Origin of the sequence: Streptomyces sp. NPDC057877 (genome assembly GCF_042796855.1) — a bacterium.
GTDB lineage: Bacteria > Actinomycetota > Actinomycetes > Streptomycetales > Streptomycetaceae > Streptomyces.
Genome location: NZ_JBHVMS010000003.1, coordinates 661,609 through 685,570, shown reverse-complemented (window position 1 = coordinate 685,570; position 23,962 = coordinate 661,609). Strand labels below are relative to the sequence as shown.

Here is a 23,962-nt window from a genome sequence, read left to right as displayed (position 1 = left end):
GGGGGAGACCATGTCCGCTGAACCACTCACGCCCGCCACCTCCACGAAACCCGCTCCGAGCACCCCACCCGCACGCCGCTCCCGGAACCTGGCCCTGGGCGTGATCGCCACGGGCATGCTCATGATCATCCTGGACGGCAGCATCGTGACGGTCGCAATGCCCGCCATCCAGCAGGACCTCGGCTTCACCCCGGCGGGCCTGAGCTGGGTGGTGAACTCCTACCTGATCGCCTTCGGCAGCCTGCTGCTCCTGGCGGGCCGGGTGGGCGACCTCATCGGCCGCAAGCGCATGTTCCTGACCGGTACGGCGGTCTTCACGGCCGCGTCACTCCTGGCAGGCGCGGCGACGACCCCCGCCGTCCTCATCGCCGCCCGCTTCCTCCAGGGCATCGGCAGCGCGATGGCCTCGGCGGTGGGCCTGGGCATCCTGGTCACGCTCTTCCCCGAACCGGGGGAACGGGCCCGCGCGATAGCGGTGTTCAGCTTCACCGGCGCGGCGGGCGCGTCGATCGGCCAGGTCCTGGGCGGCGTGCTGACCGACGCCCTCGACTGGCACTGGATCTTCTACATCAACCTGCCCATCGGCCTCGCCGCCCTCGCCGTCGGCGCGTACGCCCTCCCCGGCGACCGCGGCCTGGGCCTGCGGGCGGGCGCCGACGCGCTGGGCGCGCTGCTGATCACCGGCGGCCTGATGCTCGGCATCTACACGGTGGTCCAGGTCGAGCAGACGGGCTGGACGGCCCCGCGCACCCTCACCCTGGGCGCCCTGTCCCTGCTGTTGCTGACGGGCTTCGCGGTACGCCAGTCAAAGGCGCGCACCCCACTGATGCCGCTCCGCCTCCTGCGCTCCCGCAACGTGGTCGGGGCGAACCTGGTCCAGATCCTGATGGTGGCGGCCCTGTTCTCCTTCCAGGTCCTGGTGGCCCTGCACCTCCAGCAGGTCCTCGCCTACGGCGCACTGGAAACCGGCCTCGCGATGCTCCCCGCGGCGGTCGTGATCGGCGCGGTCTCCCTCGGCGTCTCGGCCCGCCTCAACGCCCGCTTCGGAGAACGCCGGGTCCTGCTCGTGGGCCTCACCCTGCTGACGGCCCTCCTGGCCGCCCTGACCCGCCTCCCCTCCGACGCCGACTACCTCACGGACCTGTTCCCGGTCATGCTCCTCGCCGCCGGTTTCGGCCTCGCCCTCCCCGCCCTGACGTCCCTCGGCATGTCGGGCGCGGGCCCGGACGACGCCGGACTCGCGTCCGGCCTCTTCAACACCACCCAGCAGATCGGCATGGCCCTCGGCGTAGCGGTCCTCTCCACCTTGGCCGCCGCCCGCACGGACACCCTCCTCACCGAGGGCACCCCCCGCCCCGAGGCCCTGACATCCGGCTACCACCTGGCGTTCGCGGTGGGCACGGGGCTCATCGCGACGGCGATGGCGGTGGCGTGGACGACCTTGCGGGGCCCGCGCGCGTGAGCGAAACGGAAGGCCCCGGGACCCTGATGGGGGGTCCCGGGGCCTTCGCGTACGTCTCACACCTCACCCTCGGACGGCCCGGCAACGAACGACCCAAGACCGGGCTCGGTGTACGTCAGCCCCTCCTCCCGCAACGCGCGAAGCACCTTGTGCGCCGTCGCGTTGGCGATACCGAACTCGGCGGTGAGCTGCACGACCGAGGGCACGCGAGCACGCGGGGGATAGGTACCGTCAGCGATCCGCCCACGCACGACCTCGGCCACCTGGCGCCAGCGGGGAACATCGGGAACGAATGCGATCACCACCCCAGCATGCGCACACCTAGACTCCTGTGCGATTCATAGCACCCCTAGCATGCCTAGCATCCCTGTCATACTCTGATCCACACCACACCCCGCGACGGTCGTCACCGTCCCGGGGCACGGCCACCAGCCAGAACCCCACCGGAGCTGATGACATGCCCAGCCCTGTCCACCGCTTCCTCACCTGGGCGGCAGCCCTGCTGGAACCCGCGCCCACGCCCCCGCACCCCCCGCGACCGACCCCCCAACCCTTCATGACCCCCCTCCCACCACCCCAAAGCCCCTACAGCCTGGAGGCGAACACCCCATTGGACGCCACCGCAACCCGCCCCATCCGCCCCTACCTCCTCGCCTACTGCACGGAGGCCCCCGCGTGATGGAACCGCGCCCCACCTCCCGCCTCCTGCCCTGGTCCGGCCCGGAGGACAAGCCCTGCTACCTGATCACGGACGACGGCGGCCACAGCGCGCTGTCCCGCCTGGCCGACGCCACGGAGTCGATCCAACTGGGCATGGCCAGGGACCTCGTCACCCACGCCCGCGCTCTGCTCCCCGACATCCCACCCAGCGACGTCCGCTCCCTCGCCGCACACCTGACCACGGCCCTCCACGACGCCCTCCGCATCGCGGAGAGCCGCGGCCACCGGCTGAACCGCTCCAACTGAACGCCGTACGAAGGGAGATCAAGAGGCCGACGAGGACCCTCGGAGGCCTCTCTCCTCCAGGTCGTGCGAGGGTGGGCCCATGACGCCACCGGAAGCCGCAGCCGTGACGGTCGACGAAGTCGAGGAACTCGCGGTGGAGGGACTGCGGTGGCTGACCACGGCAGCGCACGAGACCGCGGACGGTGGCCTCGCCTGGGCGCCCGGCCCGATGCTCTACGACGGTACGGCCGGTGTGGTGCCCGTACTCCTGGAGGCCTGGAGGCACTTCGACGACGGCGCCTACGCCGACACGGCCCTGCGCGCGGCCCGCACGCTCGTGGACTCGGCGGCGGGCGTCGATGACGACTCCCTCTACTTCGGCCGTACCGGAATCGCCCTGATCCTGCGGACCCTGCACCGGGAACTCGGCGACAGGACCGCCGACGCCGCCGCGGACCGAGCACTGGCACTCGTACGGTCACACTTCGACGGGACGCGCTGGGGCGAACTGTTCGAGCTGATGGGCGGCAACGCGGGAATCGGCCTCGGCGCGCTCCTGGCAGACGATCCCGAACTGGCGGCCCTCGCCTTGGAGCCGTATCTGCGCACGGCGGAGCACACCCCTGCGGGCGTCCAGTGGCCGCACCGCCCCGGCACCGACGCCCGGATGCACCACGTCTCGCACGGCACCCTCGGCATCGTCCTGGCGCTCGCCCGAGTAGGCGGGGCCACCGGCCGTACGGACCTGGTCGAGCTGGCGCTGGCCGGTGCGGCGGACGTCGTGGCACGGGACACGGCGGGCCCGGAGGGCTTTCTGGTGCGGCACTCCACCCCGCAGTACCGCCCCGATGTCATCGAGCCCGTCAGCTACGGCTGGTGCCACGGCCCGGCAGGCGACGCACAGGCCTTCCGGCAGCTGCGGGACACCACGGCCGACCCCGTCTGGACGCACCTCGCCGACCGCTGCTGGCACACAATCACCCACTCCGGCCTGCCCCAGCGGCTGCGCCCCGGCTTCTGGGACAACAACGGCCGCTGCTGCGGCACCGCGGGCGTCCTCGCCCTGGCCTGCGACCGCATCGCCGAACAGCGGGACGCAGACGACTTCGCCCACGTCCTCGTCGCCGACCTCACCGCCCGCGCCATCCGGGACACCGACGGCGCCCGCTGGTCCAACGTCGAGCACCGGACCACCCCGAGCGACCTCGCACCCCACACCGGCTGGGCGATGGGCAACGCGGGCATCGTCCGCGAACTCCTGCGCTTCGTACGGCTGAGCCGCGAGAACGACCCCCGATACGCGGTCACCTGGCCGGACCAGCCGCCGGTGCGGGGGTCGTCCACCCCACAGTCGCAGGGCTGACGGACGTCAGCAGGTCCCGCCCGGCCTCACTTCAGATGCCGGTCCAGGAACCGGCACCCGTCCTCCAGCTCGAACCACGGAGTGCCGGTGTGCCCGCCCGGGTTGGCGTGCAGTGTCTTCTCCTCGCTGCCGAACGCGTCGAACAGGTCCAGGGCCCGTTGCCGGGGGTTCCCCTCGTCGTCCCACTGGAGCAGGAACAGCAGCGGAATGGTCACCTGCCGCGCCTCCTCACGCTGGGCGCGGGGCACATACCCCCCGGCGAAGAAGGTCGCGGCCGCGATGCGCGGCTCGGCGACCGCCAGCCGGATGCCGAGGGCGGCCCACCCGCCGGAGTACCCGACCGGGCCGCCACCGATCTCGGGCAGCTCAAGGAGGGCGTCCAGGGTCGTCCGCCATTCCGGCACCGCGCTCTCGACCATCGGACCGATGAGCGCCTCGAAGATCTCGTCGACCGGCTCGCCCGCCTGCAGCGCCCGGCGAAGGTCGGCGCGGACCCGCTCATCGGCGGCGGAACGGGGCCGCTCACCGCACCCGGCGGCGTCGATGGTGGCAACCGCGTAGCCACGCGCCGCGGTGTACCGGGCCCGGGCCACCAGCCGGGGGTCCGCCTTGGGCAGCCCGTTGTTGTGGGCCATCAGAACCAGCGGGGCCGGTCCGGCGCCGAACGTCCACAGGGTGCCGGGGATCTCGCCAAGGATGAACTCGCGCTCGAGGACGCCGTCGTCGAGGCGCTGTTCGTCGGTGAATCGCATGGTCGTGCCTTCCGGGAGTGCTCACAGACGGCGCTCCCGGACGACCTATCGCCCGACCGTGACCCCAGAGGGGAGCACCCATGTCGATACAGCGTTCACGGGTACCACCTCCTCGTTCTCTCGCACGGCCTTCGGAAACGTAGCAGCGGTCGTGGCGGGGTCGCCAACGGGTTTCCGCGGAGGCCGCGGGGCTGGCCGGATGCGACGGGGCGAGGTTCAACCAGAGGTTCAACCATGGCAAAACCCAAAGGCCCCGGAGTGATCCGGGGCCTTCGATCGATGCGCACTCGGCAGGATTCGAACCTGCAACCTTCTGATCCGTAGTCAGATGCTCTATCCGTTAAGCTACGAGTGCTTGTGTTCTGTTTTCCTGTCCTCGCTCCCGGCCCTTCCGGCCCGCTCGCGGCGACAGGAAGAACATTACATGACTGCCGCCGTCATGTGAAATCCGTTTGCTCTACCCCTTGTGAGCTGCGAAAACACGCTTCGAGGCCTTGTCCGGGGAACGGCGAAGCCCCGGCCGCTGGGCCGGGGCTTCGGGGATCACGCGCGGAGGCGGAGGGATTTGAACCCTCGATGGGGGGTAAACCCCAAACCGCATTAGCAGTGCGGCGCCATAGACCGGACTAGGCGACGCCTCCAGCACAACCGCTCGCGCGAGCGCGAATGGTGCGTGCAGATGATGACACAGCCGAGCGGGGTGTCACCAATCGACCCCTACGGTACTAGGCAGGTGGGCCGCAGGGCAAAGCCGTTCCTGGGAGTTTCTGCCGGTGGGCGCCTCGCGGCGGATGTCCCGCGCAACGCCGGAGCGCCTGGGGCGTTAGGCAGGACATGTCCTACCTCTCGCTCAGCCGGTTGCCCAGTCGGGCCGTCCGTGCCATCGCTCCCCTTGTCGCCGTCGGGACCGTTTCCGTCGGACTTCCGTTCGGTGCCCTTCCCACCGCGCATGCCGTCGTCCGTGACGTCAGTGCTGTCAGTAGTGCCACTGGTGTCGGTGGTGTCGGTGGTGTCGGTGGTGTCGGTGGTGTCGGTGGTGTCGGTGGTGCCAGTGGTCATCTGAAGGTGATCGTGCGGGATGCGGGGGGTGAGGTGGATGGGACGTATGAGGTGTACTGCCGGGGCCGAGGCGCGGATCGTGGGGTGCGGAGCAGTCATCCCGACCCCGGCGGGGCCTGTCGGGCCGTCGAGCGGAACTCGGTGCGGGGCGGTGACGCCTTCGGGCCCGTGCCGACCGGGAGCGTGTGCACCATGCAGTACGGCGGGCCCGCCACCGCGCGTGTCACCGGGACATGGGGCGGGCGAGCCGTCGATGCCGTGTTCGATCGGAGTGACGGGTGCCAGATCGGGCGGTGGGATCGGTTGGTGCCGCTTCTGCCCGATCTGCGCCGGTGAGGGGCTTGGGTCAGGTGGCGGGCGTTCCGTAGAGGTTTCGCGACGTCCCTGAGGAGGCGTCGGAAGAGGCGTCTGTAGAGGCGTCGGAAGAGTCCTCCGCGGGACGCCCCGCGGGGTGCCCGCGGAGGGCCCTGGTGCGGCCCCGATGCCGCGCCGGTGTGGCCCCGACGCCGCGCCGGTCCCGGCCCGCCCCGTGTCACCGGGTCGTGCGACCTCTCTCTCATCCAGCGTCGCGACCGCAGCACCAGCCCTTAGACTCCCTCGCGTGACACGTCGCGGGCCGGTTGGCAAGATGGCCCGAGCGGTCGGCTAGGTGCGGTAACAGGGAGGAAGCGTCTCGTGAGCAGCAGGCCATCCCGAGGCGCTGCTCGCCTCGCAGCCATACTGGACGCGCTGCCCGACGCGTTGGTACTGGTCAACGCCAACGGGACGGTCGTCAACGCCAACACCATCGCCCTGGAGGCCTTCGAGGCGCCGGGAACCGCACTGGTGGGGCGGGGCCTGCTGGATCTGCTGCCGCAGTTCGACTCGAAGCTGATCCCGGGCTCCATGCGGCGCCCCGACCACATCGACCCACGGGCCCGGACCAAGCCGACGCGGATGATCGCGCGGCGGACCGACGGCAGCGAGTTCCCGGTCGAGGTCACCAGCGCCAATCTGGAGAACCCGGGCCAACAGGCGTACGACAATCACGGGTACACCTCCGACGAACTGCTGATGCTCGTCGTACGCGATCTGTCCGGCACCGTCGACACCGAGGCGGAACTCGCCCGGTCGCAGCGGCAGACCGAGATGATCCTGCGCGCGGCCTCCGAGGGCGTCGTCGGGACCGACACCGACGGACGCGTGGTGCTCGTCAACCCGGCCGCCGCCCAGATACTGGGCTACCGGGCCAGCGAACTCGGCGGCAAGGAGCTGCACAACCTCATCCTGCACTCCCGCGCCGACGGCTCGCCCTTCCCGTACGGCGAGTCCCCGCTCGCCGACACGCTCCGCTCCGGGCGCAAGCACCGGGTGCGCGGGCAGGTGCTGTGGGCGAAGAACGGCGACAAGCTGCCCGTCGACCTGACCACCGCGCCCGTGCGCGACGGGGACCAGCTGGTCGGCGCCGTGATGACCTTCAACGACCGGCGGCCCTACGACGCGCTCCTCGAGGAGAAGGAGGCGCTGGAGAAGCGGCACGCCGAGGAGCTGGAGCGGCTCGCCGAGGAGCACGCCTCCGACCTCACCGCCCTGCGCCAGCAGCACGTCACCGAGCTGGAGGAGCTGCGCGAGCAGCACGCCGAGGAACTGGCGGCGGGCGAGGAGCGGTACGCAGCCCTCGGTGAGCGGGAGAAGGACCGCTACGAGGCCCTCGCCGGACGGCACGACCAGTTGCTGACGCTGCTCGGGCGGTCGCTGCGCGGACCCCTCGACGAGTTGCGGCGCGAGCTGGCCGCGCTGGCCGCGGACGACGCCGGGCAGCTGTGGCCCGAGGCCAACCAGGTGCTCCACCACCTGTCGGCCGGTTACTCGCGGATCACCACTCTCATCGACAACGTCCTCGGGTACCAGCAGCTCGACGCCGGGGGCGGTGGGATCGCCCGTACGAAGGTGATGCTGGACTCCGTCGTCACCGCCGGTGTGGACGGGGCGGTCGAGCTGATCGGGCCCGGGCGGGTGCAGTTCGCCGTGCACGCGCCGCCCATAGAGGCCGAGGTCGATCCCCGGCTGCTGGCCACCGCGCTCGCCCACCTCGTCGCCGATGTCGCCGGGGTCGACGCGACCGGCAACACGCCCGTGTCCACGGGCGGTTATCTGGACAACACCGTCGTGGTGGCGGCGGCGCAGCGCGGCGAGTCCGTACGGATCGAGGTGCGCGGGCCGTACGCCGGGGGAGACGCCGTCCACGAGCCGATCGTGCGTGGGATCGTGCGGGCCCACGGCGGGGTGCTCCAGACGCACGACGTCCCGGGGATGAGCGGCAGTGCCTACGTCCTCGAGGTGCCGATCGGGGGTGGCGCCGGGGTGGTGCCCGCGGCGACACCGGACGCGCTTCCGGCCGTCGCCGGGGCCGGTGCCGATACGGCCATGGAATCGGCGACCTCCGGAGGCGGTGGGCGTCGGCGTGCCCGGCGGGCCTCCACGGACGCCTTCCTGGAGAGCGAGGTCGCGGGCGGTACCGGTGCGGGTGCCGGTACCGAGGACGCGCAGCCGACCGGGCGTCGGCGTCGGCGTGCGGCGGCTGCCGAGGACGCGGCCGAGCCGCAGGTACCCGCCGCGCCCGAGGTCGCCCCCGCCGGTGGGGGGACCGGGCGGCGGCGTGGGCGGCCCGCCGAGGATGCCGCCGGGGGCGGCGGTGCCCTGGCCCTTCCCGAGGCGGTGGGGGCCGCCGGGGTCGCCGGTGTCTCCGAGGGTGCCGTCGTCACCGCCGCCGAGCATGCCGCGGGCGCCGCGGCTTCCGGTACCGGGCTCGGCGGCACCGTTCCGCCGCAGGGCGTGCCCGCGGGTGGGGGACGGCGTGCGCGGCGCGCTACCGATCCACAGCCGCAGCAGCCACAACTGGCGCCGCCGCAGCCCGTACAGCAACAGCAGCCCCAGCTCGCGCCGCCGCAGCCTGCCCCACCTCAGCCCGGTCAGCCCCAGTCCGCCCAACCTCTACCTGGTCAGCCCCAGTTGGCGCCGCCGCAGCCCATCCCCCAGCAACCGCAGCCCCAGCAGCAGCACGCCCTGCCCGCCGCGCTGCCCGCCCCCACCGCGCCTTCCGACGCGGACGCCGCCGACACCGGCGAGGACGGTCAGCCCGCCGGGCGCCGTCGGCGTGCCCTCGCCGCGGCGCAGGAGCGTGCCGCCGCGCAGGAGGCGAGCCCGCGCACGGTGTTCGCCCTGCCGCCCGCCGACGCCGACCGGCCCCCGGCCGCCGCAGAGATGCCCGCACCGGTACCCGCCCAGGTCCCCGGCCCCGCGCCGGTACCCGCCCAAATCCCCGGCCCCGTGGCGGTGGCCGACGGCGCCGGTGCCGCGGCGGACGACGGGCGCCATGACGCCGTACCCCATGACCAGAGCGACGACCACACGCCGCCCCAGCCGCATCCCACCAGCGCGCCCACCGGGCGCCGTCGGCGGGCAGGGGCGGAACCGGACGCTCCGGTCGTCCCCGCGCAGCCGCTCCCCGCGGTGGCCGACGCCCCTACGGCCGTACCCCCGGCCCCCGCCGCGACGTCGACGCCCGCTCCCGGCACGCCGCTCCCCCCGGAGAACGCCCCCGCCCAGCCCCGGGTGGCGCAGCCCCTGCCCGCCGAGGCCGCGGCGCCGGTCGCGGAGGCGGCTCCCGTGGACCCGAACTCCACGCAGGGGCGCGCGATCAGCGTGCGCACGCTGGGGCAGGGAGTGCCGTTCACGCGGCAGGCGGCGCAGGTGCAGCAGCAGCCCGCCGGTGGCGCGGTCGGTACGCCTCCCCCGCATCAGCCGGGCGGCTCCGGGCGCCGCCGCAAGCTGGGTACGCCGCCGGATCCCGCCGCCGGGCGCGGCACGGAGCGTCCCGAGCAGGGCGCCCGTCCGCATCCGACGACGGCCGAGCCGACCCCTGCCCCGTCCCAGCGGCCCGCGCCCGTGCCCGCGCAGGCGTCCGAGGGGATCGGACGGTCGTACGCGATAGGCGCACCGGACAAGAACGCCGCCGAGGGGCCCGAACCGCTGGACGGGCCGGGCGGCGCCGTCGAGGTGGCGGATCCGCCGCGACCGCTGCCGGTGGACGACGAGCTGCCCCCGGAGCCGCTGGACAACCCGCGGCGGCTGCTGGTGTGGCCCGCGCCGGACGTCAGCACGCAGCAGGCGCTGAGCGACCGCGGCTACCGGCCGGTGATCGTGCACTCGCGCGAGGAGGTGGACGCGCAGATCGCGGCGTTCCCGGCCGCGCTGTTCGTCGACCCGCTGACCGGGCCCATCACGCGTACGGCCCTCCAGTCGCTGCGGCAGGCCGCGGTGGCCGCCGAGGTGCCGGTGATGGTCACGGCGGGGCTCGGACAGGCGACGCGCGAGGCTGCGTACGGCGCCGATCCCGCCGTCCTGCTGAAGGCGCTGGCCCCCCGGGACAGTGAGCAGCACCCGCCGCGGGTGCTGCTCATCGAGGAGCACGCGGAGATCGCGCTGGCGCTGACGGCGACGCTGGAGCGGCGCGGGATGCAGGTGGCGCGGGCCGCGAGCGACGCGGACGCGGTGACGCTCGCCGGGCAGTTCCGGCCGAACCTCGTGGTGATGGACCTGATGCAGGTGCACCGGCGACAGCCCGGGTTCGCCGGGATCATCGACTGGCTGCGCGCGAACGGGCAGCTCAACCGCACCCCGCTGGTCGTCTACACCGCCGCCGTCGACCAGGCCGACCTGCCGCGGCTGGCGTCCGGTGAGACGGTGCTGTTCCTCGCGGAGCGGTCCACCAGCGCGGAGGTGCAGGCCCGGATCGTGGAGCTGCTGGCGCGGATCGGTACCAACTGACGCACCAAGACGCACCAAGACGCACCAACTGGCACACCAACAGACGCACCAACCAACAGACGCTCCTCAGAGCGCCGTCAGCCGCCTCGCCGCCTCCTTGATCGAGGCGCGCAGCCGGTCGCCGTCGCTGTCCTCCGCGCCCACCAGGACGCGTTTCATCTGGGGGACGACGGCCGCCCAGTTGGCCATCGCGACCAGCAGGAACAGCAGGTCGCGGGCCGGGATGGCGGCGCTGACGACGCCGCGGTCCTGGCCGTCCTGGAGGGTGGCGACCTTACGGGCGTAGTGCTCCTGGCGTTCGGTCTCGTCGGGCAGTTCGGTGGTGCCGTACTCCAGGCCCTCCCAGAAAAGCAGGCGCAGGAGTTCGGGGTGGGCGGCGTGGTAGTCCATCAGCCGGTCCAGCCAGCCCTCGATGTCGTCGGGGTCGACGGGGACGGAGACGGCGAGGTCGAGCATGCACTTGTCGAGCACCTGGGTGAACAGCTCGGCCTTGTTGCCGAAGTAGGCGTAGATCAGCTGCTTGTTGGCCTTCGCCGTGCCCGCGATGCGGTCGATCCGCGCGCCCGCGATGCCGTGCCGGGCGAACTCGTCGATCGCCGCCTGGAAGATCCGGGCCTTGGTGGCCTCGGGGTCCCTTACTGCCATGGGGGACAGGGTAGGGCAGGGAACACAGGGAAGTAACCAACGGTTTGGTTGACAAGAGCGATCCTCAAGCGCAGACTCGGCAGCCCACAGCCGTACCAACTAAATGGTTACTCATGCGAGCGACGACCAAGAGCCCCACTACGGCGGGCCCCAGCATGGCCACCGCCACCGCCACACCCCGCACCACCCTCTTCCTCATCCTGATCGCCGTGTGCAGCGCCGTCACGGCCGCCAACATCTATCTCGCCGCCCCGCTGCTCACCCTCATCGCGCGCGACTTCGGCTCGACCCCGTCCGCCGTGGCCTGGATCGCCTCCGTCGCCCAGCTCGGCTACGCGGTCGGGCTGCTGTTCTTCGCCCCGCTCGGTGACGGCGTCAACCGGCGTCGCCTGGTCGGCGCGCTGACGCTGGTCACCACGGTCGCGCTGGCCGCCAGTGCCGCCGCGCCCGGCACCGGTGCACTCGCCGTCGCGGTGTTCGTCACCTCGGCCGCGACCGTCATCCCGCAGCTCCTCGTGCCGCTGGTCGCCGAACGCGCCCCCGCCGCCCGGCGCGCCCGGCATGTCGCCGCCGTCATCGCGGGCCTGTTCACCGGCATCGTCGCCGCCCGCGTGCTCGGCGGACTGGCCGGGCAGGCCTTCGGCTGGCGGTGGGTGTTCGCGGGGGCGGCCGTGCTGACCCTGGCGCTCGGGGCGGTGACCGCCGCCGTGCTGCCGACGGCTCGGCGTCCCCGTACCGGCGGGGTGTTCGCCGGGATCGCCGCGCTGCCCGGGCTCGTGCGGCACTCACCCGACCTGTGGCGGGCGAGTCTGCGGCAGGCCGGGATGTTCGGGGCGTGGAGCGCGGTGTGGACCTCGCTCGCGCTGCTGCTGACCGGGGCGCCGTACCACCTGTCCACCGCGACCGCCGGTCTCTTCGGCCTCTTCGGGCTCACCGCGAGCGCGGTGGCGCCGCTGGCGGGCGGGCTGGTGGACCGGTTCGGCGCGGCGAAGGTCGTGCGGTCGGCGTATCTGGTGGCCGCCGCCTCCGTGCCACTGTTCTGGGCGGGTGGCCGGGCCCTGTGGGCGCTGGTCCTGGCGGCGGTCGCCGTGCACGCCGCGCTGGTCGCCTCGCACGTGGCCAACCAGACCCTCGCCCTGACCACCACCTCCACCCCGGCCACCGCCAACACGGCCTACGTCGTCTCCGGTTTCGCCGGTGGCGCCCTCGCCTCGGCCGCCGCGGGCCCCGCCTTCGGCCACTGGGGCTGGGGCGGGGTGTGCGCGGTGGCGGGGGTGTGGTTGGTGGTGGGGTGGGGTGGCAGCGCCTTCGGGGGGAGGGGGCGGTGAGCAGGGCTCCCGTTCCGCCCGTTCCGCCGGTTCCGCCGGTTCCGCCGGTTCCGCCTGTCTCGCCTGTTCCGCCTGTTCCGCCTGTTCCGCCAACGCGCATCGCGCATCGCGCATCGCGCATCGCGCATCGCTCATCGCGCGAACAGGACAGCGGGGATTCTCTGAATGAAAGAATGCGTCCCCGGTCGGCGAATGCGACCGGGGACGAGTTCTTTCACCACCTGGGCGCTTTACGACGCCCTTCCGTGATGATGCGAGGAGCCCCGCGTCATCCTGCCGGGCAACCCGCCGTCGCTCCGCTCCAGCAGTGCGACGAAGGCTTGTTCTCGAAGCTGCCGCTGAAATTGGTGGAGGCACCGGCCGGAAGTCCCCAGCTGTCGCCCGCCCAGTTGTTGTACTGGTACAGCCACAGGTTGTTGTTCGGGTCCTTGTTCCTGGCAGAGCTAACGGTGTTGTCCACGGCGACCGTGGTGCCGTAGTACGTGCCCGTGTACGACGTCTTGCTGAACAGGGTGTCGTACACGCCACCCGTGTAGTCCAGGTTCCGGTAAAGGCAGGCTTCGTCGTAGTCGCAGGAGCCGTCATAACTGGCGGCCTGCGCGGAAGCCATCGATCCGAAAAGGGAGGTGGCGGTCAACAGTGCAATCGCGAGAGCGCCGCGTTTCCTCTTCACTTGGCCCCTTTCTGAGGCGGTGTCGGGCAGAGACTGCCGACAGCATATGATCATCGTCGCAGTCGGAAGTCAACAGCCGGAAGTCACCAGCCGAAACCCGAAAACGAAAAGGTCAGAGCGTGCAAAAGAGGCAAAACGCGGCACTGTACGCCTCCGCCCTCATGGCGGCCGGTATCTCGCTTTTCGCCACGGCCTGCACCGGACAGCAGGAGCCACCGGCCAGGCAGGACGACAACGCGCAGGCCACCGGCAGCTCTTTTGCCCACGCCCCCAAGACATTCCCCCTGGACAAGTTCAAGACGGACTCCAAGGAACGCCAGACCGTCGACCTCGCCATCAGCATCCTGGTCAATCGCTGTATGGCGAAATACGACCAGAGCTGGCCCGAGTACAAGCCGACGCCCGGCATTCCGGACAACGCCCGGAAGTACGGGGTCACCGATCTGGAGTCGGTGCGCGTGTACGGCTACAAGCCGCCACTGCCCGACGGAGTCAGCAAGGCGGAAGCCATCGCCTTCCGGCGTGAGTACGACGCCAAGGAGAAATCCATCACCGCGGCGGCGCGCTCAGTCTATTCCGGTCCCGAAGAGGAAGGGAATGGAAAGGGCGATGGAAAGGGTGGGGAAAAGGGCGAGGAAAAGGGTGGTGAAAATGTCGTTCTGCCGCCCGGGCTGCCCGAGGGTGGGTGCAGTGGAGAGGCCCGTCGGAAAGCGGAGGCGGACCGGCTCAACGAGGACATGATGACCGTACAGGATCTGTTCTGGAAGGCTTCGGCCACCACCGGGAAGGACCCCAGGGTCACGGAACTGAACCGGCGGTGGAGCGACTGCATGAAGAAGTCCGGCATGAGTTATGCGGACCCGCTCGCGGCCGTGGACGACCGCACCTGGCGGACGCAGAAGACGTCCGGGGAAAGTCCGACCCCGTTCTTCCCCGCGCCCTCCAAGGCGGAGATCCGCGCGGCCGAGGCCGATGTCAAGTGCAAAGAGAAGACCGGCTACATCGAAACGCGGTCGGCAGTCGAGTTCGGTCATCAGCGGGACATCATCAAGGAGCACAAGGCCGTGCTCGATGCCGCGTGGGAGCGTAAGCAGCGGATATTGAAGAAGCTGAGTGCGGTGGTGGCCGAGGAGATCGAACGGCCGTAGGGCCGACGCCTGCTGACGCGCCGGGAGCGGCAGAGCCGGTCCCGGCGGGGAACGGCCGAACCTCCGGTACGGGGAACGGCCGAACCTCCGGTACGGGAACGGCCGAGCCTCCGGTACGGGAACGGCTGAGCCTCCGCTGCGGGAACGGAGGCTCAGCTCATCGTCAGGCCGCGTGCGTCAGCCGAGCCGGGTGACGTCCAGCTCGCCCTGCGCGTACTGCCTGCGCAGCACCTTCTTGTCGAACTTGCCCACGCTGGTCTTCGGCACGGACTCGATGACCGTCCAGCGCTCCGGAAGCTGCCACTTGGCGATCTTGCCCTGCTCGGTGAGGAAGGTGCGCAGGGTCTCGAAGTCGGCGCTGGAGCCCTCCTTGAGGACGACCGTGGCCAGCGGGCGCTCGCCCCACTTCTCGTCGGGGACGGCGACGACGGCGGCCTCGGCGACCTCGGGGTGGGCCATCAGCGCGTTCTCCAGCTCGACCGAGGAGATCCACTCGCCGCCGGACTTGATGACGTCCTTGGCGCGGTCGGTGAGGGTGAGGAAGCCGTCGGGGGAGATGGTGCCGACGTCGCCCGTCTTCAGCCAGCCGTCCTCGCTGAACTTGTCGGCGGGGCGCAGGGCTTCGGCGTCGGGGCCGTTGTAGTAGGCGCCCGCGATCCAGGGTCCGCGGACCTCCAGCTCGCCCGCCGACTCGCCGTCCCAGGGGAGGCGTTCGCCGCCGGGGCCGGTGAGGCGGGCCTCGACGCTCGCCGGGAAGCGGCCCTGGGTGAGACGGTAGCCGAACTCCTCGTCGGTGCCGACCGCGTGGGCGGGCGGCCGGGCGATCGTGCCGAGCGGGGAGGTCTCCGTCATGCCCCAGGCGTGGCAGACCCGCATGCCCAGCTGGTCGAACGCCTCCATGAGGGAGGGCGGGCAGGCGGAGCCGCCGATGGTGACCTGGCCGAGGGAGGAGACGTCACGCGGCTTGGCGGTCAGCTCGGCGAGCAGGCCCTGCCAGATGGTGGGGACGGCGGCGGCGTGCGTCGGCTTCTCGCTCTCGATCATCTCGGCGAGCGGCGCGGGCTGGAGGAAACGATCCGGCATCAGCATGTTCACGCCGGTCATGAAGGTGGCGTGCGGCAGACCCCAGGCGTTGACGTGGAACTGGGGGACGACCACGAGCGAGGTGTCCTGGTCGGTCAGGCCCATCGACTGGGCCATGTTGACCTGCATGGAGTGCAGGTAGATGGAGCGGTGGCTGTAGACCACGCCCTTGGGGTCGCCGGTGGTGCCGGAGGTGTAGCACATGGCGGCGGCCTGGCGTTCGTCCAGCTCCGGCCAGTCGTACGTGGTCGGCTTGCCCGCGATCAGGTCCTCGTACTCGTGCACCTGGACCTGGTTTTGGGCCGCGGCCTCGGCCAGCGGCGCGCGGTCGCCGACGCCGAAGACGACGACGTGCTCGACGGTCTTGAGGTGCGGCAGGAGGGGCGCGAGGAGGGGGAGCAGGGTGCCGTTGGCGATGACGACGCGGTCGGCCGCGTGGTTGACGATCCAGGCGAGCTGCTCGGGGGGCAGCCGGAGGTTGAGGGTGTGCAGGACCGCGCCCATGGAGGGGATCGCGAAGTAGGCCTCGACGTGCTCGGCGTTGTTCCAGGCCAGGGTCGCCACCCGGTCGTCGGGAGCCACCCCCAGGTCGTCGCGCAGGGCGTGCGCGAGCTGTGCGGAACGGGTGCCGATCTCGGCGAAGCTGCGGCGGTGTGGTTCGCCCTCACCTGTCCAGGTGGTCACCTGCGATGTGCCGTGGATCGTCGACCCATGGGTCAGGATCCTCGAGATCAGCAGCGGTACATCCTGCATGGTGCTCAGCACGGCGTTCCTCCCGGGCGACATTGCCTACGCGACCGCCTGCGCGGATCCGGGCGCCTGCCCGGCACCGTTTCCTACGCGGCAGTAATGGGTTGCGCTGATTCTGCGCGCATACCGCGCGGTATGTCACTAGTCCGGGGCTGATCGATCAGGTCACGTTACGGACCATTAGCGAGCAGGTCGGCTCAGGATCGAACAAACCCCAGCTCAGGATCGTCACGAAGCTTGCCGAGCGCCCTCGACACGGCTGACTTCACCGTGCCCACGGAGACATCGAGCACTTCGGCCGTCTGGGCCTCGCTGAGGTCCTCGTAGTACCTGAGAACTACCATGGCGCGCTGTCGCGCGGGCAGCCGCATGATCGCCCGCCACATCGCGTCGTGCAGCGCCTGCCGCTCGGCCGGGTCGCCCGCCGTGCCGGGGACCGGCTCCGGCTCGGGCAGTTCGTCGCAGGCGAACTCGTCGACCTTGCGCTTGCGCCACTGGGAGGTGCGGGTGTTGAGCAGCGCGCGGCGCACATAGCCGTCGAGCGCACGGTGGTCCTCGATGCGCTCCCAGGCGACGTACGTCTTGGCCAGCGCGGTCTGGAGCAGGTCCTCGGCGTCGCACGGGTTCGCGGTCAGCGAGCGGGCGGTGCGCAGGAGCACGGGCTGGCGGGCGCGGACGTAGGAGGAGAAGGACGGGTACGACGCGTAGGCGTGCGGGGTCGAGTGGCCGACGGGGATCGTGGAAGGGGTCTGCCTCGCCGCAGGGGCGGCCTCCGAAGCGCTGGTGCAGACGGGTGTGGTCATGGCTCAACGCTAGGAGCGAGACCCACGCGGGCGGATCGGCCGGAGGTCCTGAAGACGAGTCCCCCTCAGGTTGTAGTGGTGGTGCTGGCTGCACCTCCTGTAGGTGGACTGGAGGGGGACGGGTACTACGGGTCGACTCCTGGGGGATCCCTGAGGGAGCCCTTAGGTAGCTGGGGATTGGCGGGGGGGCGGTCCCGGTATTGGGCCGGGGGGTGATCCCGGTGTTGGGCCGGGGCTTGGTCCCGGTATCGGGCCGGGGCTTGGTCCCGGTATCGGGCCGGGGCTTGGTCCCGGTATCGGGCCGGGGGTGGGCAGTCCCCTACAGCCCTTCGGGGCTCTCAAGGGCTCTCAAGGGCTCTCAAGGGCTCTCAAAAGCTCTCAGGTGCCCTCAGGAGCCCCTCACCCGTCATCCGTAAGGACGAGCCCCGACGTCGGCACCCCCGCCCCGGCCGTCACCAGCACCCGCCCGGCCCCGGGGACCTGGTTCACGGAGGTGCCGCGAATCTGCCGTACCCCCTCCGCGATGCCGTTCATGCCGTGCAGATACGCCTCCCCGAGCTGACCGCCGTGCGTGTTCAGCGGCAGCCCGGCCTCGGCGACGTACCCCGCCGCCTCGCCGCGCCCGCAGAAGCCGTACTCCTCCAGTTGCATCAGCACGAACGGGGTGAAGTGGTCGTAGAGGATGCCCACGTCGATGTCGGCGGGCGTGAGGCGGGCGGTGCGCCAGAGCTGCCGGGCGACCACGGCCGTCTCCGGCAGCCCGGTCAGGTCGTCGCGGTAGAAGCTGGTCATCTGCTCCTGCGCCCGTCCCGCCCCCTGGGCCGCGGCCGCGATCACGGCGGGCGGTCGGCGCAGCGCGCGGGCCCGTTCCACCGAGGTGACGACGAGGGCCTGGCCGCCGTCGGTCTCCTGGCAGCAGTCCAGCAGCCGCAGCGGTTCGGCGATCCAGCGGGAGGCGGCGTGGTCGGCGAGGGTGATCGGGCGGCCGTGGAAGTAGGCCGCCGGGTTGGTGGCCGCGTACCGGCGCGCATTGACCGCGACCGGCCCGAACGCCGCCTCCGGGGTCAGCCCGTAGCGGTGCAGGTACCGCTGGGCCGCCATCGCCACCCAGGAGGCCGGGGTGAGCAGCCCGAACGGCATCACCCAGCCGAGCGCCACGCCCTCCGCCGACGGCTCCCGGTGCCGGACGCCGGAACCGAAGCGGCGCCCCGAACGTTCATTGAACGCCCGGTAGCAGACGACCACCTCCGCCATCCCCGCCGCCACCGCGAGCGCCGCCTGCTGCACGGTGGCGCAGGCCGCGCCACCGCCGTAGTGCACCCGTGAGAAGAAGGACAGCTCACCGATCCCCGCCGCCTGAGCGACGGTGATCTCGGGGCTGGTGTCCATGGTGAAGGTCACCATGCCGTCGACGTCCGCCGGTGCCAGCCCGGCGTCGTCGAGCGCCGCGCGCACGGCCTCGACGGCCAGCGACAGCTCACTGCGCCCGGAGTCCTTGGAGAAGTCGGTGGCGCCGATGCCGACGACGGCGGTGCTCGCGAGGCCGCTCATGCCGGTGGTCCTCCGAGGGTGACGGTCACCGTGCCGGTGACGTGCCTGCCGATGCGGTTCTCACCGGTGACCCGCACCACGGCCGTGTCCCCGTCGACCTCCGCGACGACGCCGGTGAGGACGAGCGTGTCGCCGGGGTGGTTGGGGGCGCCGAGCCTGATCGCCACCTTGCGGAGCACCGCACCCGCCCCCAGCCGGTCGGTGACGTACCGCGCCACCAGCCCATTGGTGGTCAGGATGTTCATGAAGACATCCGGCGTACCACTCTGCCGCGCCGCCTCGGGGTCGTGGTGCACGGCCTGGTAGTCGCGGGAGGCGAGGGCTCCGGCGACGATGAGGGTACGGGTGACGGGAATGGTGAGGGGGGCGAGTTCGCTACCGGGTGTCATGCCCTCCTGGGACGTCATGAGGTGACCACCTCCTCGCACACCGGCAACACCAGCCCCTCCTCGTACTCCCGGAACACCACCCGCACCGGCATCCCGATCCGCACCTTGTCGTACGGCACCCCGACCACGTTGCTCACCATCCGCACACCTTCTGCGAGTTCGACGAGCACGACGGCGTACGGCGGGTCGAAGGCCGGGAAGGGCGGATGGTGGAGGACGACGTACGAGTACACGGTGCCGTCACCGGCCGCGGCCACGGTGTCCCAGTCGAGGCCACCGCAGTCGTTGCACCCCGGCAGCCAGGGGAACCGCAGGGTCCGGCAGGCGGTGCAGCGCTGGATGAGCAGGCGGTGCTGTCGTACGCCGTCCCAGAAGCCCTGGTTGTCGCGGTTGATGACGGGGCGGGGACGGGAGCGGGGGCGGGGGCTCGCGGGTGGGGAGGGGCGGGGCGCGTATTTGAGGATGCGGAAGCGGTGAGTACCGACGACTTCACTACCGTGGCCGTGCCCGTGGCCGTGGCCGTGGCCGTTCCCGTGGCCGTTCCCGCTGCGGATGTCGGTCCGCGTGGTGACGAAGTAACCGGTGCCGAGGCGGGTCGCTTTCCGTTCCGACACGGACTCGATGACCGAGTCGAAGGTGATCTCGTCGCCGGGGCGCAGAGGGCGCAGATACTCCTGCTCGCAGTCGGTGGCGACGACGGAGGTGCAGCCAGCGGCGTCGAGGAGGGCGAGGAGGTCGTCGTAGGCGGGGCTACGGGGACCGCGGCCGGAACCGGAACCGTTCGAGTCGCCGGAGTGACCGGGAAGACCGGAGAGACCGGAGAGACCGGAGTAACTGGGGAGACCGGAGAGATCAGAGTGGCCGGAGTAACTGGGGAGACCGGAGAGATCAGAGTGGCCGGAGAGATCGGAGTGACCGGAGAGACCACCCATGATCCACACCTGAAGCATGGCGGGCGGCGCGACGGCGTCAGGCCCGCGGTAAGCGGGATTGGTGTCACCGATGGCCTCGCACCAGTGCCGGATCATGGGCAGGTTGACGGGATCCCTGCCGACCCCGGCGACGGTGGCGGGCTGCCCTTCGTAGGCCTTCAGACGCGCGGCGAGAGGGTCGTAGGACACACATCTGACTGTCCGTCAGATACAGACCCCTGTCAAGGCGGGTGCCCGCAGGCCGGGCCTCACGAACGCCTGCGCGGCGGCGCCGAAGCACCGCCGCGCAGGCTGACCTTGTTACCCCAAGAAGCACACCCCACCAGGGAGTTCAGTTCACCGCATCACCACCACAGCGGGGTGAAGCTGACGGCGGTGTTGTCGTTGCCCTGGTTGACGGCCGTGAACGCGGAACCGTCGACCTGGGCGGTGTTGCTCTGGTTCGAGGCACCGGAGCCGGTCGCCTGCTGCTGGGTGGTGGACGAGTTGCCACTGTTGTCGCCGCCGACACCACTGCCGAGGACACCGGCGAAGGCGTTGGTGACGGCCGCACTCGATCCGTTGTCCGCGAAGGAGCCGTTGTCAGCGGTCGCGGCGCCGGAGAAGAGGGCGGCGGCGAGCGGCAGGGCGGAGACAGCGGCGATGACGCGGGCGGTACGGATGCTTGCCATGTTGTGTTCCTCCCAGAACCCAGTGCGCCAGGCGGTCTGTTTGACCGCGGATGCGTGAAGTAGAGCTGTTACCAGGGCAGTTGGCCGACCACCTCGGTGTGGTGAAGCACGACGTCGCGAGATCAGAGTTGCCCACCGAATCCCCGGCGAACCACCCCGGACCCCCCGATTCGCCCCCAAGCGTGATGACAAGTCGATAAACCCCTTTCGCCACTTCACTTCACAGGCCAGGGCAGTACGGGCAGCGCCACCCCAAGCGCCACAAGGGATGAAGCGTTCCGGCACGTTTCCGGCCAACCTCCCCGCTCCGGCGAGTCGCGCCCACGAACGCCCCAATCCCCCTTCCCTTCTTCGAACACGCGTACGAAACTATTTCCATGGCCACCACCGACCGGCAGGCCACCACCCTGGCCCTAGCCCACGCCCTGTCCGCCGCCGAACGCGGCCTGGCCGTCATCCCCCTGTCCCGCACCAAGCTCCCGGCTCTACGCTCCCCCCACCGCGACGACCCGACCGCCCCGCCCTGCCACGGCGAGTGCGGCCGCTTCGGGCACGGGGTGTACGACGCCACCACCGACCCACGCCGGATCCGCGAACTGTTCGCCGCCGCGCCCTGGGCGACCGGCTACGGCATCGCCTGCGGTCTGCCCCCGCACCACCTGATCGGCATCGACCTGGACACCAAGTCGGGCACGGACTCCTCGGCGGCCCTGCGCGAACTGGCGCTGCGCCACCTGTTCACGATCCCGCCCACGGTGGTCGTCCTGACCCCCAGCGGAGGCCGCCACCTCTGGCTGACCGGCCCACCGGACGTCGCGGTCCCCAACTCGGCGGGCCGCCTCGCCCCCGGCATCGACATCCGCGGCGCGGGCGGCTACCTGGTCGGCCCCGGCTCCCGTACCGACCACGGCACCTACACCACGGCCCCCGGCACGGCCCGCTTCCCCCCGGCCCCCTGCCCCGCGACCCTGCTCCGTCTGCTCCTCCCGCCACCCCGCCCGACGACGACCATCCAGCCGGGGGGCACACCCCACGGCCAGGGCCTGGTCCACTTCGTCCTCGCCGCCCACGAGGGCCAGCGCAACACCCGTCTCTTCTGGGCGGCCTGCCGCGCCTACGAGAACGGCCTCGCCCCCGACCTGCTCCCGTCCCTGATCGAAGCGGCCCTCGGCACCGGCCTCACGGAGCGCGAGGCCCGGGCGACCATCGCCTCAGCGGCCCGCCTGACGGGCCACGGCCGTCCCTGACCCGCTTCAGTCGTCGCAGGCCTGGCTCTTGGCCGGGAGCTTGCCCCGTACCAGGAAGTCGTCGACGACCCGCCGGGTGCAGGGCCCCTGGGGGTAGAAGAGGTGGCCGCCGGAGGCGTTGGTGGCGAGGGTGGCCTTGTCGAGCTGGCCTTCGACGGCGCGGGCGCCACTGACCGGGGTGGCGGGATCGTTGAGGTTGTTGACCAGCAGGATCTCGGGCGCGCCCTGGGCCGTCATGGCGCGACCGGCCTGGGGGATGGAAGGCGTCGGCCACTTGGCGCACCCCCACAGGACACGCGCGGCCAACTCCTTGCCGAACAGGGGCGCGTCCCGCCCGGCCTCGGCGATGGCGGCCCTGACCGCCTCGGGGGTGCGGTCTTCGGGACGGTACTGAAGGCACTCCACAGCGATATTGGCCCCGATGGTGACGCCATCGTCGTCCCCACCGTCCTGGAAGAAGGCGCCCAGCCGCTCCCCGTCGCCGTCGAAGCCACCGGCCAGGGCCTTGGCAAGCGCGGGCCACGTGTCCTGCTGATACATGGCCTGATACATACCCTGCACCAGAACGCTGGAGCTGACGGGCGGATTGGCCCTCCCCGCCGACAACGGCTTGGACCGCGCTCGCGCAACGAGATCTCCGATCTCCTCCAGCACGGTGCCGCGCCGCGTACCCATCGGACAGTCCCCCTGATCAATGCAGGACTGGACGAAGACCCCCAACGTGGTCTCGAACGCGACCGCCCGGGCGGCGAAGTCCCGGGTGGTCGTCGGATTGACGACCGAGTCCAGCGCCATCCGGCCGACCCGTCGGGGGAACTGCTCGGCGTAGTACTGGCCGAGTTCGGTGCCGTACGAGAACCCGAGGTAGTCGAGCTTGTCCGCACCGAGCGCGGCACGGACGACGTCGAGGTCACGGGCGGCGTTGTCGGTCCCCACGAACGGCAGGAGGCGGCCCGACTTCTCCGCACAGCTCTCCGCGAACGCCTCGGCCACCTTGACCGGATCGGCCCCGCTCCGCTGCAGGCGTGCGAGCCGCGCGTTCGTCATGCACCGCACCGGACTGGACTTGCCGACCCCGCGCGGATCCAGCCCGACGATGTCGTAACGGCCCCGCAGCTCAGCGCTGAGCTGTTCGGGGGCGGTCTGGTACACGTACTGCAGCCCGGACACCCCCGGCCCACCGGGATTGGTCAACAGCGCCCCGATCCGCCGACCCTGATCACCCGCGGGCAGCCGATTGAGCGCCAGCTTGATCGTCTCCCCGCCCGGCTCGCCGTAGTCCAACGGCACGACGACCGTCGCACACTCGAACCGCGACGCCCCCGACACCTCACCCTCGGGACACCCCGCCCAGTCCACCTCCTGCTCATAGAACTCCCCAAGGGCACCATCACCTCCGCCACACCCGGCAAGCAACAGCACCCCACCGACCACCACACCGCCGATCAGCCGACGCCCTCGGGGAAAAATGCACACAACAGGGACGCTACGTCCCACCCTGCGCGGACGCAGCACAAGACGGCGGCACGAGTGACGTCGACGGACTGCCCCCTGGACCACCCGAGGAATTACTCGATGGACTCCCCGAATCCCCGGCCCGTGTAATGAGCGACATGAGCCGACGACAGTACGTAGCGAGAGGCGTGCCCGGGGGTTACCGCATCTGGGACAACAAGCGGCGCGGCTGGTGGGGCGACCTCTACGAACTCTGCCCGGACGATCTCCTCACGGAACTGAACGGCGAGGCGAACCACACCAAGGTCACCGCCCTGCTCAAGCACTACCGGGCCCTGAAACGCTGACCCACACCCCGGCCCCCTCCTCACCCCAACTGCTCGGCCAAGCCAACGATGACGCCCTCCGGCCCCCGCAGGTAGCAGAGCAGATAACTGTCCTCGAACCGCGCGATCTCCCCGACGAGTTCGCCCCCATGCGGGCGCAGTCGGGCAACGGTCTCCTCGATGTCATCCACGGCAAACATGACCCGGTGCGTCCCGAGTACGTTGTGCGGACGATTACGCGGCCCGGCACTGATCACCGCGGGACTGCGGTACTTCGCCAGCTCCAGCCGACTGTGCCCGTCCGGCGTCCGGAGCATCGCGACGTCACAGCGCACACCGTCTAGCCCCGTGCACTGATCCGCGAACAGCCCCGCGACCTCCCCCCTCCACTCCAGCTCCATACCGAGTTCCACGAAGAACGCGACCGCGGCATCCATGTCCTCGACGACAATGCCCACGTTGTCCATCCGCTGAATCGCCATGCCGACGTCTCCTTCTCCCTCACGCGCCCGGTACCGGCCACTGCTACCCCTGGGACGAAGCCGACGCCCCCTTCTCGACATCAGCGAAC

Annotated in this window: 21 protein-coding genes and 2 tRNA genes; 9 read left to right on the top strand and 14 right to left on the bottom strand. The window is 71.1% G+C overall.

The annotated features are described in order from the left end of the window. Window positions 1–10 precede the first annotated feature (10 nt). The gene (locus ACFVQG_RS10915) at window positions 11–1,462 is read left to right on the top strand and encodes an MFS transporter (protein ID WP_383379413.1); all 1,452 of its coding nucleotides are present in this window, start codon (window positions 11–13) and stop codon (window positions 1,460–1,462) included. 56 nt (window positions 1,463–1,518) lie between these two features. On the opposite strand, the gene ACFVQG_RS10910 is transcribed toward ACFVQG_RS10915, so the two are convergent. After that, the gene (locus ACFVQG_RS10910) at window positions 1,519–1,767 is read right to left on the bottom strand and encodes a GntR family transcriptional regulator (protein WP_383379410.1); all 249 of its coding nucleotides are present in this window, start codon (window positions 1,765–1,767) and stop codon (window positions 1,519–1,521) included. Window positions 1,768–2,140: 373 nt separating this feature from the next. On the opposite strand from ACFVQG_RS10910, the gene ACFVQG_RS10905 reads away from it, so the two are divergent. Both ACFVQG_RS10905 and ACFVQG_RS10900 read left to right on the top strand, forming a co-directional pair. After that, a complete protein-coding gene (locus ACFVQG_RS10905) occupies window positions 2,141–2,428 on the top strand; it encodes a hypothetical protein (RefSeq protein WP_383379407.1) in 288 nt (95 codons plus the stop codon). Window positions 2,429–2,507: 79 nt separating this feature from the next. Beyond that, on the top strand, window positions 2,508–3,770 hold the full coding sequence (locus tag ACFVQG_RS10900; RefSeq protein WP_383379404.1) for a lanthionine synthetase LanC family protein: 1,263 nt from the start codon (window positions 2,508–2,510) through the stop codon (window positions 3,768–3,770). Window positions 3,771–3,796: 26 nt separating this feature from the next. Here the strand turns inward: ACFVQG_RS10900 and ACFVQG_RS10895 are convergent, their stop codons facing one another. The 3 genes from ACFVQG_RS10895 to ACFVQG_RS10885 all read right to left on the bottom strand — a co-directional run bounded on the left by ACFVQG_RS10895 (window position 3,797) and on the right by ACFVQG_RS10885 (window position 5,163). Beyond that, window positions 3,797–4,522, bottom strand: a complete 726-nt coding sequence (locus tag ACFVQG_RS10895; protein ID WP_383379401.1) for an alpha/beta hydrolase — start codon at window positions 4,520–4,522, stop codon at window positions 3,797–3,799. A 282-nt stretch (window positions 4,523–4,804) separates the two neighbouring features. Next, window positions 4,805–4,877: transfer RNA gene (locus ACFVQG_RS10890), tRNA-Arg, on the bottom strand. Window positions 4,878–5,072: 195 nt separating this feature from the next. After that, window positions 5,073–5,163: transfer RNA gene (locus ACFVQG_RS10885), tRNA-Ser, on the bottom strand. Between the two features lie 193 nt (window positions 5,164–5,356). Here ACFVQG_RS10885 and ACFVQG_RS10880 point away from each other — a divergent pair. Together ACFVQG_RS10880 and ACFVQG_RS10875 are read left to right on the top strand one after the other, a co-directional pair. After that, window positions 5,357–5,917, top strand: coding sequence for a hypothetical protein (locus ACFVQG_RS10880; protein WP_383379398.1), 561 nt, complete (start codon window positions 5,357–5,359; stop codon window positions 5,915–5,917). 339 nt (window positions 5,918–6,256) lie between these two features. After that, window positions 6,257–10,390: a PAS domain-containing protein gene (locus tag ACFVQG_RS10875; RefSeq protein ID WP_383379395.1), complete on the top strand. Its 4,134-nt coding sequence runs from the start codon at window positions 6,257–6,259 to the stop codon at window positions 10,388–10,390. Between the two features lie 66 nt (window positions 10,391–10,456). On the opposite strand, the gene ACFVQG_RS10870 is transcribed toward ACFVQG_RS10875, so the two are convergent. Beyond that, complete coding sequence (locus ACFVQG_RS10870) at window positions 10,457–11,035, bottom strand: TetR family transcriptional regulator (RefSeq protein WP_383379392.1); 579 nt, start codon at window positions 11,033–11,035, stop codon at window positions 10,457–10,459. Window positions 11,036–11,190: 155 nt separating this feature from the next. On the opposite strand from ACFVQG_RS10870, the gene ACFVQG_RS10865 reads away from it, so the two are divergent. Next, window positions 11,191–12,363, top strand: coding sequence for an MFS transporter (locus tag ACFVQG_RS10865; protein WP_383379783.1), 1,173 nt, complete (start codon window positions 11,191–11,193; stop codon window positions 12,361–12,363). 268 nt (window positions 12,364–12,631) lie between these two features. Here ACFVQG_RS10865 and ACFVQG_RS10860 read toward each other — a convergent pair whose 3' ends face one another. Then, a complete protein-coding gene (locus ACFVQG_RS10860; RefSeq protein ID WP_383379389.1) occupies window positions 12,632–12,973 on the bottom strand; it encodes a peptidase inhibitor family I36 protein in 342 nt (113 codons plus the stop codon). Window positions 12,974–13,197: 224 nt separating this feature from the next. Here ACFVQG_RS10860 and ACFVQG_RS10855 point away from each other — a divergent pair, with 224 nt between their 5' ends. Beyond that, window positions 13,198–14,184, top strand: coding sequence for a hypothetical protein (locus tag ACFVQG_RS10855; RefSeq protein ID WP_383379386.1), 987 nt, complete (start codon window positions 13,198–13,200; stop codon window positions 14,182–14,184). Between the two features lie 177 nt (window positions 14,185–14,361). On the opposite strand, the gene ACFVQG_RS10850 is transcribed toward ACFVQG_RS10855, so the two are convergent. The 6 genes from ACFVQG_RS10850 to ACFVQG_RS10825 form a co-directional block, all read right to left on the bottom strand. Further along, on the bottom strand, window positions 14,362–16,053 hold the full coding sequence (locus tag ACFVQG_RS10850) for a long-chain fatty acid--CoA ligase (protein WP_383379383.1): 1,692 nt from the start codon (window positions 16,051–16,053) through the stop codon (window positions 14,362–14,364). Between the two features lie 161 nt (window positions 16,054–16,214). Then, on the bottom strand, window positions 16,215–16,820 hold the full coding sequence (locus tag ACFVQG_RS10845) for a SigE family RNA polymerase sigma factor (RefSeq protein ID WP_383379380.1): 606 nt from the start codon (window positions 16,818–16,820) through the stop codon (window positions 16,215–16,217). A gap of 399 nt (window positions 16,821–17,219) precedes the next feature. Then, window positions 17,220–18,371 carry a lipid-transfer protein gene (locus ACFVQG_RS10840; protein ID WP_383379377.1) on the bottom strand — a complete coding sequence of 384 codons (1,152 nt, stop codon included), beginning with the start codon at window positions 18,369–18,371 and terminating at the stop codon, window positions 17,220–17,222. After that, complete coding sequence (locus ACFVQG_RS10835; protein WP_383379780.1) at window positions 18,368–18,760, bottom strand: MaoC/PaaZ C-terminal domain-containing protein; 393 nt, start codon at window positions 18,758–18,760, stop codon at window positions 18,368–18,370. The genes ACFVQG_RS10840 and ACFVQG_RS10835 overlap by 4 nt, the downstream gene beginning before the upstream one ends. Window positions 18,761–18,774: 14 nt before the next feature. Then, window positions 18,775–19,881: a bifunctional MaoC family dehydratase N-terminal/OB-fold nucleic acid binding domain-containing protein gene (locus tag ACFVQG_RS10830; protein WP_383379374.1), complete on the bottom strand. Its 1,107-nt coding sequence runs from the start codon at window positions 19,879–19,881 to the stop codon at window positions 18,775–18,777. A gap of 155 nt (window positions 19,882–20,036) precedes the next feature. Continuing rightward, the gene (locus ACFVQG_RS10825) at window positions 20,037–20,363 is read right to left on the bottom strand and encodes a hypothetical protein (RefSeq protein ID WP_383379371.1); all 327 of its coding nucleotides are present in this window, start codon (window positions 20,361–20,363) and stop codon (window positions 20,037–20,039) included. Window positions 20,364–20,740: 377 nt separating this feature from the next. Between ACFVQG_RS10825 and ACFVQG_RS10820 the strand changes: the two genes are divergently transcribed. Next, complete coding sequence (locus ACFVQG_RS10820; RefSeq protein ID WP_383379368.1) at window positions 20,741–21,610, top strand: bifunctional DNA primase/polymerase; 870 nt, start codon at window positions 20,741–20,743, stop codon at window positions 21,608–21,610. 6 nt (window positions 21,611–21,616) lie between these two features. Here ACFVQG_RS10820 and ACFVQG_RS10815 read toward each other — a convergent pair whose 3' ends face one another. Continuing rightward, window positions 21,617–22,900, bottom strand: a complete 1,284-nt coding sequence (locus ACFVQG_RS10815) for an alpha/beta hydrolase (RefSeq protein WP_383379365.1) — start codon at window positions 22,898–22,900, stop codon at window positions 21,617–21,619. A gap of 323 nt (window positions 22,901–23,223) precedes the next feature. On the opposite strand from ACFVQG_RS10815, the gene ACFVQG_RS10810 reads away from it, so the two are divergent. Then, the gene (locus tag ACFVQG_RS10810; RefSeq protein WP_383379362.1) at window positions 23,224–23,412 is read left to right on the top strand and encodes a hypothetical protein; all 189 of its coding nucleotides are present in this window, start codon (window positions 23,224–23,226) and stop codon (window positions 23,410–23,412) included. Window positions 23,413–23,432: 20 nt separating this feature from the next. Here the strand turns inward: ACFVQG_RS10810 and ACFVQG_RS10805 are convergent, their stop codons facing one another. After that, window positions 23,433–23,873: a VOC family protein gene (locus ACFVQG_RS10805; RefSeq protein WP_383379359.1), complete on the bottom strand. Its 441-nt coding sequence runs from the start codon at window positions 23,871–23,873 to the stop codon at window positions 23,433–23,435. Window positions 23,874–23,962: the final 89 nt, after the last annotated feature.

Bases quoted from the DNA above. Each gene is read 5' to 3' on its own strand.
- ACFVQG_RS10915 (WP_383379413.1), top strand. From the start codon at position 11: ATGTCCGCTGAACCACTCACGCCCGCCACCTCCACGAAACCCGCTCCG.
- ACFVQG_RS10905 (WP_383379407.1), top strand. From the start codon at position 2,141: ATGGAACCGCGCCCCACCTCCCGCCTCCTGCCCTGGTCCGGCCCGGAG.
- ACFVQG_RS10900 (WP_383379404.1), top strand. From the start codon at position 2,508: ATGACGCCACCGGAAGCCGCAGCCGTGACGGTCGACGAAGTCGAGGAA.
- ACFVQG_RS10895 (WP_383379401.1), bottom strand. From the start codon at position 4,522: ATGCGATTCACCGACGAACAGCGCCTCGACGACGGCGTCCTCGAGCGC.
- ACFVQG_RS10880 (WP_383379398.1), top strand. From the start codon at position 5,357: ATGTCCTACCTCTCGCTCAGCCGGTTGCCCAGTCGGGCCGTCCGTGCC.
- ACFVQG_RS10870 (WP_383379392.1), bottom strand. From the start codon at position 11,035: ATGGCAGTAAGGGACCCCGAGGCCACCAAGGCCCGGATCTTCCAGGCG.
- ACFVQG_RS10865 (WP_383379783.1), top strand. From the start codon at position 11,191: ATGGCCACCGCCACCGCCACACCCCGCACCACCCTCTTCCTCATCCTG.
- ACFVQG_RS10860 (WP_383379389.1), bottom strand. From the start codon at position 12,973: ATGGCTTCCGCGCAGGCCGCCAGTTATGACGGCTCCTGCGACTACGAC.
- ACFVQG_RS10855 (WP_383379386.1), top strand. From the start codon at position 13,198: ATGGCGGCCGGTATCTCGCTTTTCGCCACGGCCTGCACCGGACAGCAG.
- ACFVQG_RS10850 (WP_383379383.1), bottom strand. From the start codon at position 16,053: ATGTCGCCCGGGAGGAACGCCGTGCTGAGCACCATGCAGGATGTACCG.
- ACFVQG_RS10845 (WP_383379380.1), bottom strand. From the start codon at position 16,820: ATGACCACACCCGTCTGCACCAGCGCTTCGGAGGCCGCCCCTGCGGCG.
- ACFVQG_RS10840 (WP_383379377.1), bottom strand. From the start codon at position 18,371: ATGAGCGGCCTCGCGAGCACCGCCGTCGTCGGCATCGGCGCCACCGAC.
- ACFVQG_RS10835 (WP_383379780.1), bottom strand. From the start codon at position 18,760: ATGACACCCGGTAGCGAACTCGCCCCCCTCACCATTCCCGTCACCCGT.
- ACFVQG_RS10825 (WP_383379371.1), bottom strand. From the start codon at position 20,363: ATGGCAAGCATCCGTACCGCCCGCGTCATCGCCGCTGTCTCCGCCCTG.
- ACFVQG_RS10820 (WP_383379368.1), top strand. From the start codon at position 20,741: ATGGCCACCACCGACCGGCAGGCCACCACCCTGGCCCTAGCCCACGCC.
- ACFVQG_RS10810 (WP_383379362.1), top strand. From the start codon at position 23,224: ATGAGCCGACGACAGTACGTAGCGAGAGGCGTGCCCGGGGGTTACCGC.
- ACFVQG_RS10805 (WP_383379359.1), bottom strand. From the start codon at position 23,873: ATGGCGATTCAGCGGATGGACAACGTGGGCATTGTCGTCGAGGACATG.